Genomic DNA, 10,715 nt, shown 5'->3' on the forward strand with positions numbered 1-10,715 from the left:
GAGTTTGGAATCTTATACTTTCTCTTTCAATTCCTAATTTCATTTTTTTAATTGCAAATTTCAAACTAATACTCATGTATATCCACCCACTTAACCGCTGGAAAGACGATGCTGAGATTCTTTCCTTTATCCAAAAAAATGCATTTGCGACGCTGGTTACCCAAATTAGCAACAAACCATGGGCTACTCATTTGCCTTTTGTGCTTGATAAAAATAAAGACGGCAATACGATACTTTCTGGTCATGTAGCGAAGGCAAACCTACAATGGAAAAACCTATCTGAGAATCAAGAAGTTTTGGTTATTTTTCAAGGCCCTCACGCCTACATTTCCTCGTCTTGGTACAATCATGAAAATGTACCCACCTGGAATTATCTGGCTGTTCATGTTTACGGAAAAATCAAACTTATCGAGGGTAAAGAACTTTTACACCACTTGACGAAATTGGTGAACACCTATGAAGATGGACGTCCCAACCGGGTTAGCGTAGAGACGATGAGCGAAAATTATGTAGCAAAGCAAATCAAAGCTTTAGTTGGCTTTGAAGTAGTGATATCTGAAGTGCATGGCAGCAAAAAACTTTCGCAGAATAGAGACGATATCAATCATCAAAAAATCGTAGAAAATCTGGAAGAAAGTATATTCCCTTTGGACAAAGAAGTGGCTGAAGAAATGAAAAAAGACAGATCAGATTCATCTAAGTCTTAAGCTATCTTTCCCGAATACAAAATCCTATCCAAGATCTGTGAAACAAAAGAAGTGCCTTTAAATTGGCGTTTACTACTTCAAATCTATTTGCGAATTTCATTGCCCAAATCGTCCTCTAGAGACACATAAAGAGTGTTAAAAAACTAGCTGATCTCTACAAATAGCCATTTTTAGCGTCATGGCACAGGCTTGGTTTATTATTAGATACAACAATAATTTTCACTAGACCCAAATAACCATGAATACCCAATATCATTTTCCCATCAGTAGCTCCACAGCTGCAAATTGTACAGTAAAAACAATTAGAGATGAATCAGTAGGAACTATTAAGGACATAATGCTTGACACCGAAACTGGTGAAGTAGCCTATGTTGTGCTTTCAGTTGATACCGGATTTTTGAATCTTGGGAATAAACTTCTTGCTCTTCCTTGGGAGGCATTTGATTTTCACGGTCACCAACGTGATATAATCATAGTGAATGTCGATAAGGAAAAACTAGAAAATGCACCAGGTTTTGATGACGACAACTGGCCTGTAGGCCCTCAACATGAATTCATCAACACTGTCCATGAATATTATGGATTTAACAGAAGAAGAGCGTTTATTGAATAGGCGTTGCGCTCCGAAACTGTGTTAGGCTCTCCAATTTTGGAGAGCCTTCTTTCTTTACCTAAGTGGCTAAAACAATTTTCTCAAAATAGCTTCACAACTATTACCTCCTCTTACCCTTATCAGACGGATCCTGTTCCTTCATCAGTAGCTGCATCAGATCACCCGGGACTATTTCAAGCATTCCTTCTCTCAAGGATTCCCAAATGAGATTGAATGTACCCCGATAGATGTTTCGTTGCGTTTGAAACTGGGCTGTTTTATAGTTATTGTTTTCTGGTAAATTATTATTTGAGGTAAGGATATTGGCAAGAGTGGACATCAGCTTCTTCTTTTCCGCCTCCTCATCCCTAAGCTCCAGCTTCAGATCACTATAATGAAATATGACAGAATTAGAAGAGGAATAGCGTGAGGCATCCATGGTGATTTCCAGCTTTTCCATGGTTCCTGAATTAATATTCACTGACACCAAATCTCCAAGAATGCCATTCAGCGATGGCAAACTAAAAGGATCTACACTAGCTTCCAAATGGAAATTTTCGTGTGTATTATCATTTCCATAGGGCACTACTACATCCATGCGCAAAGGAGCAAACCCATTTAGAACAGCTTCCCCATGTATCAACATTTCTCCAGATTGTAAAGAATCCAGAGAAATAGCGTGTGTGATTATACCAGAAAGTTGCTCAAAATTCAGATTTCCAGGCTCAGATTTCCCATCGGAAATTTCTGAATAGGTGATTTTGGAATTTAAAATCTTGATAGTATCCAGCTGAATAGGGAAAGGGATTTGCTCCACCATCCCTTCAAACATCGGTTTTTCGGGTTCATAGGGACGAGACTTGTTTTTATTTCTTACGTCATGCAAATACAGGCTATCAATGGTCATCAAACCAGCAACAATTGCCCAACTTCCATAAATATTACTTTGTGCTTTTATCTGCTCAATGCGTAAATGCTTCACATCAATTTCTATGAAATCCTTCTGTATTTCCGATCTCCTCGAGGCCTCAATACTAGAATCGTCATACTTCAATTGAAGATCAAAGAAATCAAACGCCTCTTGCTTGGAATCATAATTTAATGAGCCAAGGGTGAAAGTTTGATCTTGATTTATATTGATGAGAAGATTTTTCAAGCTAGTCTCTATACTCTCCAGCTTGAATGGAATGGCATAATTCAATCGCACTGAATCAGTTTCAAGATTGACTGCAGAAATACGAAAATCCTCAAAGCTCCCAAATTTTCGAAGGGAATCAGATTTAGTATAGAATTCTCCTGACCCGTCATTTAAGATAAAATTGTGAATCACTCCTCTTGATACTAAATCACCAAATAGTCCCTGAAAAGCCTTCGACACGTCGGCGGGATTCTTGGAAATTGAATCATTTCTAACCAGAATAAATTTCGGAGCCTCAAATCTGAATTCATTGATTTCGACTACATCTCCAAACACAAAACCAAGCAAATTCACACCACCAAGCCTTAGTGATTTCATTGTACCTGTAATGGTGGTAGCCATATTTTCTTTCAGGGGCTGAATAGAAATCCCCTGAAGCTCTATACTCCTGCGTAAAAGCTGAACATTAACATCCTCAAAAATAACATCATACGATCGATCCTCATTACTATTGAGTCGTTCGGGCAAAGTCTTGACCAACCATTTTTCAAAAATAAAAATCGATACTATGGCCAAGAGAACAACTATTCCAAGAGCCCAGAGAATTTTTTTCAAGGAGATTTAATTATTAAATTAACTACTAAGATAAAAGTGGATACGTAAGACCACATGGAGAGAAGAGGTGATTTTCAAAAAGATACAAATATTTTACAATTTTATTGTTTCCGCCTTACAGTAGTTAAAAATCTCCACAATAGCATTTATCAACCATAGAAACAAAAAGGGACTTTGACACACTGAATTTCGTTCTCATGAATCTTTAAAATCACTAACTTCCAATCTGATTCACTTTTACATCGCCACATATCAATCTAATTAGGAAGTAGAATTAAGTAGCAATGAGGTAATCGATAAAACATGAAAATAACGTCTTTAGTAACTCTTACTTTTTTACTCAGCTCATTCTGGAGTGCATTTGCTCAAGAAAAGTATCCGGAATTCAAGGTTTTAACCTATAATATTTATCATGGTGAAAACCCAGATACACTTGGGACACCAAACATAGATGAGATCGCAAATCTGATTATTCAACTTCAGCCAGAAGTAGTGGCTCTTCAGGAAATGGACAGCATGACTACTCGCCTAGAAGATATATATGGAGAAAAGATAAATTGGGTAGTTGAGCTAGGGAAAAAGACTGGATACTCCAGCTACTTTGCCAAGGCAATGGATTATGCAGAAGGAGGATATGGAGAAGGTGTCCTGGTTAAAAAAGCTTTAAATTTTACTACTCAGGCATTACCAACTCTTGTTGGAGGGGAACCTCGCGCTGCTGCCTGGGTAAAAATAGAACTTAAAAACAGGCAAGAACTATATTTTGGAGCTACGCATCTCTGTCATCAATATTCAGAAAATCGACTTGCACAAATAGATGCGATTACTCACTATGCCGATTCTCTTCCCCAGCCCGCATTTTGGGCTGGGGATTTGAATTTTGATCCTACATCAGAAGAATATAAAAGTATCAGCTCCATATGGAGTGATGCTGGCGAAGTGGCTGAAGATGAATCACCTACATACGTTTCTGAAAATGGAAAACGAATTGATTACGTGTGGTTTGATTCAGAACATTTTGAGCTTGTGGATTACAAAGTCCTTGATGTTCCCTATTCTGATCATTACCCTATTTTGGTGACACTTAGATTAATTAAACCCTAACCTACTATGAAAAAGACAATTCTAATTGCTATCCTTTGCCTAGCAGGCTTTGGTTTCGCATTCAACTCTGCAAATGAAGAAGCAAAAAAACCTAAGTGGCAAACGCTATTCAACGGCAAAGACATAGACGATTGGTCTATTAAGATCCGTACACACGACTTGAACGATAATTTCGCCAATACATTCCGCGTAGAAGATGGATTGATGAAAGTTCGCTACGATGGCTATGATCAATTTGATCGGCAGTACGGGCATATATTCTACAATAAACCTTTCTCCAATTATTTACTCCAAGTTGAATATCGTTTTGTAGGTGAGCAAGCAAATGGAGGCGAAGGATGGGCCACCAGAAATTCAGGTGCAATGCTTCATTCCCAAGATCCCAAAACAATGCTGAAAGATCAGGATTTCCCTATTTCAATTGAGGCTCAATTCCTCGGTGGAAATGGAAAAGATAAAAGAAGCACCTGCAATCTCTGTACTCCGGGAACAAACGTGGAAAGGGATGGTGAATTGTTCACTCCTCATTGCGTAAACTCAACTTCAGAGACTTATCATGGAGATCAGTGGGTAACTGCCAATTTCATTGTGTTGGGAAATGGCGATGTGCATCATCTAGTGGGTCAGGACACCGTTTTGAGTTATTCTAAGCCGCAAATAGGTGGTGGAAATGTTAACCCTGTGGAACCGAAAGTCAAAGTTGACGGCCAGATGATTAATGGAGGATATATATCACTACAAAGTGAAAGTCATCCAATCGACTTCCGGACTGTCCGCTTAATAGACTTGACAAAATATATGGGAAATCCGAAAAAACTTAACGAAGTGGTCAAAGAAGGGCTAGCTTCCAAACCAGCCCATTCTGACTAATTTACTATCAGACAAAAATCAAAATAGCCCGCTAATCATCATAGATCAGCGGGCTATTTCATAATTTTGCTACTTGCTACTTGCTACTTGCTACTAAATGCAAATCAAACTCTCACTCCAGTTGTTCCTCCACCATTCAGTGTGATATCTACCGGAGCATTTGTTTTCCAGTTTCCACCCGTGAAGTCAGGTACATCAATAGAATTGGATCTATTGGCTACAGACCACTCACTAAGCGGAGAAACACAACTCCAAAGCGCTGCATCATAGACATCCTGATCCAGAGGAAGGCCATTTCGCAGGCAATCAATCAATCGCCAGTCCATCATAAAGTCCATGCCACCATGGCCACCAACCTTCTTGGCCAGCTCTCCTACCTTCTGGATAATCTCAGGAGTGTACTTTGTTTCTAAATCTTTGAATTCCTCATCTTTGAGCCAACCGTGTCCTTTGGCAACTTTTGGCTCAGGGTATTTCTGTGCATATCCTTCTGTCCCACTTACTACATGCAGTCTGGAATAAGGTCTAGGTGAAGAGACATCATGCTGAATCATAATCGTCTTGCCGTTTTTAGTCTTGACCAAAGAGGTGTTCATATTTCCACGGAAATTCTTCGTAGCATAAGACGCAAAGAAGTTGTCCTTCTCAGCCAGTTTCTGAGCCTCGGCATGCATGGAAAAATCATTGGATGAAGTAGATGTCAAATAATCCATCTGGTCACCTCGGTTGATATTCAGGATTTGGCAAATCGGTCCTAGTCCATGGGTTGCGTACAAATTACCGTCCCGATAGTTTTCTTTCAGCCTCCACATATCCTGATAGCCATTTTCCTTCTTGAAATTCAAGGCTAGCAAATCATGTATATAAGCTCCTTCCACATGTACCACTTCACCAAAATAGCCTTCACGTGCCATTTTTAATGTCATCAATTCAAAGAAATCATAGCAGCAATTCTCCAACTGCATACAATGTTTCTTGGTACGCTCAGAAGTCTCTACCAATTGCCAGCACTCATCTAAGGTAACGGCGATAGGAACTTCACAGGCAGCATGCTTTCCAGCTTCCATAGCATAAACTGCCATTGGAGTATGCCATTCCCATGGTGTAGCGATATAGATTAAATCCAGATCATCGCGATCCATCATTTCTTTAAAAGCATAGGCATTTCCAGAATAACCATCTGGCTGGTGCGGAGTGTCTTTCAATTGCTCCTTTACTTTTTCTACACGCTCAGGAAGCAAGTCGCAAAGCGCTTTGATCTCTACATTTTCTATTTTACTCAATCGGTCAACAGCTCCAGGCCCTCTCATCCCAAGTCCTACTATCCCAACTCGGACAGTATCAATTTTGGGAGCAGCAAAACCGCTCATATTAAAAGACTGGATTCGATTAACTCCTTTTTTAGCTTGTAAAGGAAGGTTATCAAATTCATTGGCGAGGGTACTGCCCGCTCCGAAAAGCCCCAAACCTACCAGGCTGGTAGATTTCAGAAATTCTCTTCTTTGGTTATTTTTCATAATGCTTTGTTCAATTAACATAGCTAATTAATAAAAAAATACAGGAAGTACTGACACCTTAAAAATAAAAAAACCGAAAGCTTTTCAGCTTTCGGCCATCTCCAATTAATATTTGGGATTATCTACATCTAACATTACACGCAAGGATTACAGCTCACTAATTAGATAATAGGTGAAAAAATAGGGGTGATTGCACTTTTCAGCAAACTTTAAACGAAGGACTGTTTGGATTCTTCGGTGCAAAAGTAAGGCTTATGGCTTTATCAAAATATGACATAGATCAAATAATCAACGATGGGCTTCAATTGGCAAAAAATGAAACAACACACAAATTCTGAAGAATGATTCAATCCTGTAAAGAATACCATATGCATTAAAACCTCTACCCATAATATTGATTACCAACAAGATAAAGAGGTATTAACCAATATAAAGCTTATATTCAGGCAAGGATATTGTTTTAAACCACCAATCCCACATTTTTAGAAATTAGGGTGGGATTGTAGATCATTTATTTAAAAAAGTATAATGAAGTTTTTCAGACCCCTCCTTTTTAGCGTGCTACTGATAGCATTTCTAGGTTCTGCGCAAGCTCAAGTAAAATCTAAGCCTACTAAAAATGATACCATTACATTGGCGCAAGCTTACATGAATCTGTATTTGACGGAAACCTATTTTGATACCATATCTGTAGAGCGAACAAAAAAAATCCTTGCCTTCGAGAATGACGAAATAAAATCAATCAAAGACAGCTCTTTCATCGGTACGAATTCCACGCTCTACAATTTCACAAATGCATTATTTTATCAAAATCAATCGAAGCTACTATACCTTAATAAAGGTGAAGTCAGTCGGGGTTTACTGCGCAGGTTGAAAAGTACGCTGGACAGAGCCATTAATTATTACAATTCTGCAAAAATTGACGACGATGAGACCTTTCAAAACGAAAAGAATAAGCTGTATGAAATGATCAAATTCGATTCAGAATCCAACGAAACTTTGACCACTAATATTAGGAGCTTAAAAAAAGAATTTAACTCTTTGTTTAACGAAGATATTTTCCCAGATTTTAAGAGGATTTTTTTGTCGGCAAAGAATACCGATAGATTCTATATTGATTCCTTATCCTATATTGCCGGAATTTATAATATACCACTAAATAGGGATATCCTTAACAACTTTCCCGAGTATCATCAATTTACATATGAGGATCCTAATTATATTAATCCCGAATTTACTGCCGATTCAAGGTTGGATATAATTTCAAAGTACATTCAGTTAAAATACCTAGCATCGAAAAGAACTCGGGTTCCCCGAAACTTCAACAATACAGTATTGTATGATGCCTACAATGATTTCATAAGCCAGGTAAACGAGGAGGACGATAAGTTTATAAAGGAAGAGTTAAACCCTACCGTGTGCAAAATGCTTCTTAGTGAGTTAACTAGTAAGTTTCCGCGCAATAAAAATTTGGAAGGAAGGGAACAAATCATTTCTGCCATGTCAATGACGGGTGAATCTTCTACGGATTTAAAGAATTATTTTTTCCCTAATCCAGCTCCACATGCTTCAGCAAAATTTATCGTCTCAAGTTACAAACCTGCATTATCAACTCTCGGCCAAGTAGATTCATTTCTAAGAACAGGTTTTGCCAATGCGGGATTCAAAAATGAACTCCATTACTATTATGATATGGACGGGTTTGCCTTGACAACAAGTTTGGAGAAATTCAATATCAATGGATCCCCCGTTCCTGCTGCTAGTCGCTTTATCAAAAACCTCGGGGGTGATGGCAAATTCTCATACTATGAAATTTTCAAATCCTTATTTTTCGAAGTTGAATCTGAATTCAGGATGTTTGCATTCATCGTAGCATCAAAGCCAGCCACCATGAACAACGACGTAATGACCGCTGGCTTTGCTGAGGCAATTCTAAAAAACAGCTATGATATTCTTCCTAAAGAACTGAAAAACACCAGTCTTCCAACTAAGGTTCTATCAATATTTGTCTATCACTTCCATCAAAATGACATATCCTCAACTGTACAGCTAGACCTATCTGGCAAACTCTCAGTTCAGGATCATTTGAAAAATGCTGGATTGATTAAGATTATCCAGTAAGATCAAATCGTTGAGATTATTCCGTTGGAGGATTTGTTTCAAAATATTCTTCAAAAGAAAAATACCGATGCAATGTATCTCCGTCAAATAGAATCACATCAATTTTCATAGTTGGACAAAAACCAAAACCAAGGTATCCTATAGAAAATGAAGATGACGGATCTTTAGAAATTCGTAATCTATCTACAAACCCTCTACAAAAATTATATTGAACTTCCTTTATTTCATCTTTTCTAAATGAGGGCATATCTAGCCAAATGGTGTAATTTCTATTTGTTCCTCCGGCATTAGATGGACTGACAGAGGCTTTTATTTCGATCAAACTATCGAGAGGATAAGTTCTTTCTCTATGTATGGTATCTGCTATTTGTTCGTTTGTGAGATTTTCATAATTCGGCCCTCTCCCACGCATTACAAGCTTTAATAATTCATTTGAATAATCTTCAGCAGTTTGTGCTTTTAATTTTTCCTGTTGAGCCAAAATCTCACTTTGTCTTGCTTTTACAGCCAAGAAAATAAAAACAGCAGCCAAAACAACAAAAACACCCATAGCGATTTTCAAAAACATCGAGCGTTTGCTTCTGACTAAGTCATCGTACTTTTGCTTGGCCTCTTTTTGCTTTTCCTGCTTAAGGGATTCCTTACTTTTTACTATCCAATTACTCTCTTCTTCACTTTGTTTAAACTTGCCCAAATAAGGCTCTATATAGATCAGTTGCTTCTCGGTGAAAAATTCTCGTGCATCCTCTTTCACTCCTACCTGACTTTTAATCAGCCGCTTGATTTCAAGCAAAGCCGTTTCTTCCACACTTCTCTTTTCTGCGATGGGTTTGGCTAGAGAATCATGGGAAATCTCATACGTATCAGTATTTTCATTGTATCGGAGTAATCTGCTATTGGAAAACGCTTCTACCACCTCTTTTATCATTTGTTGATCTAAATCTGGTAGGCGGTCATACAATTCACCCTTTGTGATAGGGTCTTTTGTTCCTTCCAGTGTGGCAAAGGGAGAAAGAATTTTCCAAGTGAGCTCAGGATTTAGATTCGAGTATTTCCCTTTCAATTCTTTAGAAATATCAGCAACCTGCTCTTCTAGAAAATTGCTCAGTATATCTCCAATCTCTCCCATTTCATTCACTTTTCCCAAAGTAAACTCAGCTTGCGATTCACGCTTTTTATCACCAGTGATATTCAGATAAAGTTTGTCCAGAAATACCTGTAGAAATGGTAATTGAATGGTGAGTGATTTTTTATCTCCTTTGATCTTCTGAAAGATTCCTTCGGAAACTGAATCTTCCTCTCCTTCTTTTATTGAAATGTTTGATCCTTCAAAAGCGGTAGCTCCCAGAATAACCTGCTTCACTTTTTCAAGATTCATAGGCTCTACCCTCAGTTTTTTGCGAAGCAGTTGAGGAATTGCCTGTTCAAACTCAAATAAATATCCCAAATACTCTTCACGAATAGACAAAATCAATTTGACAGGCTGACCTGATTGAAGAATTCCTTTTACTGTTTCAATAAAAATCTGCTGCTCGGAAACTGAACCAAGAATAAAAAGCTCTTCAAATTGGTCAAATATCAAATAGATTGGTCTGAAAGATTTTTGATAGACTGCTTTAATTGATTTGCTAATAGGGGTTAATTCTTTGCCCACCTTATCGGTATCATCTTCCCAGTCACTTACCCATTTTGATTCATCAGAATCTGCCTCTACCTTCCCTCCGGCTTGCACCAATGTGGACTCTAGTGAATCATTGATATTACCGCCTCTGCGGATCATTAATGCCAGCCAATCGTGTGGCTGAAACTTACCAGCCAATCCACAATTGATCAAGCTAGTTTTCCCAGTACCCGAGGCTCCATATACAAGAACTATAGAGGACTGAAACACCATTTCGTACAAGGTGTTGATTTCCTCATCTCTTCCAAAAAACACACCTCAAGACCGTTGCAGGGAGAATGTATTTATAATCAACTGATTAACAGTATATTATATTAATTTTTCTGTGTTATTCTGACTGCTTCTTTGTATTTTAGGGTATGAAAAACGA

8 protein-coding genes are annotated in these 10,715 nt (G+C 38.1%); 5 read left to right on the forward strand and 3 right to left on the reverse strand.

Features of this window, described 5'->3' with window-relative positions:
* The first annotated feature begins 74 nt into the window (after positions 1 to 74).
* Both SYJ56_RS20160 and SYJ56_RS20165 read left to right on the forward strand, forming a co-directional pair.
* Complete coding sequence (locus tag SYJ56_RS20160) at positions 75 to 707, forward strand: FMN-binding negative transcriptional regulator (protein ID WP_323837326.1); 633 nt, start codon at positions 75 to 77, stop codon at positions 705 to 707.
* A gap of 238 nt (positions 708 to 945) precedes the next feature.
* Positions 946 to 1,320, forward strand: a complete 375-nt coding sequence (locus SYJ56_RS20165) for a PRC-barrel domain-containing protein (protein ID WP_323837328.1) — start codon at positions 946 to 948, stop codon at positions 1,318 to 1,320.
* 100 nt (positions 1,321 to 1,420) lie between these two features.
* Here the strand turns inward: SYJ56_RS20165 and SYJ56_RS20170 are convergent, their stop codons facing one another.
* Entirely contained in the window at positions 1,421 to 3,052 is a 1,632-nt protein-coding gene (locus tag SYJ56_RS20170; protein WP_323837330.1) for an AsmA family protein, read from the reverse strand.
* Between the two features lie 303 nt (positions 3,053 to 3,355).
* Between SYJ56_RS20170 and SYJ56_RS20175 the strand changes: the two genes are divergently transcribed.
* Positions 3,356 to 4,156: an endonuclease/exonuclease/phosphatase family protein gene (locus SYJ56_RS20175; RefSeq protein WP_323837332.1), complete on the forward strand. Its 801-nt coding sequence runs from the start codon at positions 3,356 to 3,358 to the stop codon at positions 4,154 to 4,156.
* 6 nt (positions 4,157 to 4,162) lie between these two features.
* Complete coding sequence (locus tag SYJ56_RS20180; protein WP_323837334.1) at positions 4,163 to 5,026, forward strand: 3-keto-disaccharide hydrolase; 864 nt, start codon at positions 4,163 to 4,165, stop codon at positions 5,024 to 5,026.
* Between the two features lie 104 nt (positions 5,027 to 5,130).
* On the opposite strand, the gene SYJ56_RS20185 is transcribed toward SYJ56_RS20180, so the two are convergent.
* Entirely contained in the window at positions 5,131 to 6,543 is a 1,413-nt protein-coding gene (locus SYJ56_RS20185) for a Gfo/Idh/MocA family protein (RefSeq protein ID WP_323837335.1), read from the reverse strand.
* Between the two features lie 528 nt (positions 6,544 to 7,071).
* On the opposite strand from SYJ56_RS20185, the gene SYJ56_RS20190 reads away from it, so the two are divergent.
* Positions 7,072 to 8,664 carry a hypothetical protein gene (locus SYJ56_RS20190; protein WP_323837336.1) on the forward strand — a complete coding sequence of 531 codons (1,593 nt, stop codon included), beginning with the start codon at positions 7,072 to 7,074 and terminating at the stop codon, positions 8,662 to 8,664.
* Positions 8,665 to 8,680: 16 nt separating this feature from the next.
* On the opposite strand, the gene SYJ56_RS20195 is transcribed toward SYJ56_RS20190, so the two are convergent.
* Complete coding sequence (locus SYJ56_RS20195) at positions 8,681 to 10,600, reverse strand: ATP-binding protein (protein WP_323837337.1); 1,920 nt, start codon at positions 10,598 to 10,600, stop codon at positions 8,681 to 8,683.
* Positions 10,601 to 10,715: the final 115 nt, after the last annotated feature.

The organism is Algoriphagus aurantiacus, assembly GCF_035156405.1.
In the GTDB taxonomy this organism is placed as follows: domain Bacteria; phylum Bacteroidota; class Bacteroidia; order Cytophagales; family Cyclobacteriaceae; genus Algoriphagus; species Algoriphagus aurantiacus.

Bases quoted from the DNA above. Each gene is read 5' to 3' on its own strand.
- SYJ56_RS20175 (WP_323837332.1), top strand. From the start codon at position 3,356: ATGAAAATAACGTCTTTAGTAACTCTTACTTTTTTACTCAGCTCATTC.
- SYJ56_RS20180 (WP_323837334.1), top strand. From the start codon at position 4,163: ATGAAAAAGACAATTCTAATTGCTATCCTTTGCCTAGCAGGCTTTGGT.
- SYJ56_RS20185 (WP_323837335.1), bottom strand. From the start codon at position 6,543: ATGAAAAATAACCAAAGAAGAGAATTTCTGAAATCTACCAGCCTGGTA.
- SYJ56_RS20165 (WP_323837328.1), top strand. From the start codon at position 946: ATGAATACCCAATATCATTTTCCCATCAGTAGCTCCACAGCTGCAAAT.
- SYJ56_RS20160 (WP_323837326.1), top strand. From the start codon at position 75: ATGTATATCCACCCACTTAACCGCTGGAAAGACGATGCTGAGATTCTT.
- SYJ56_RS20190 (WP_323837336.1), top strand. From the start codon at position 7,072: ATGAAGTTTTTCAGACCCCTCCTTTTTAGCGTGCTACTGATAGCATTT.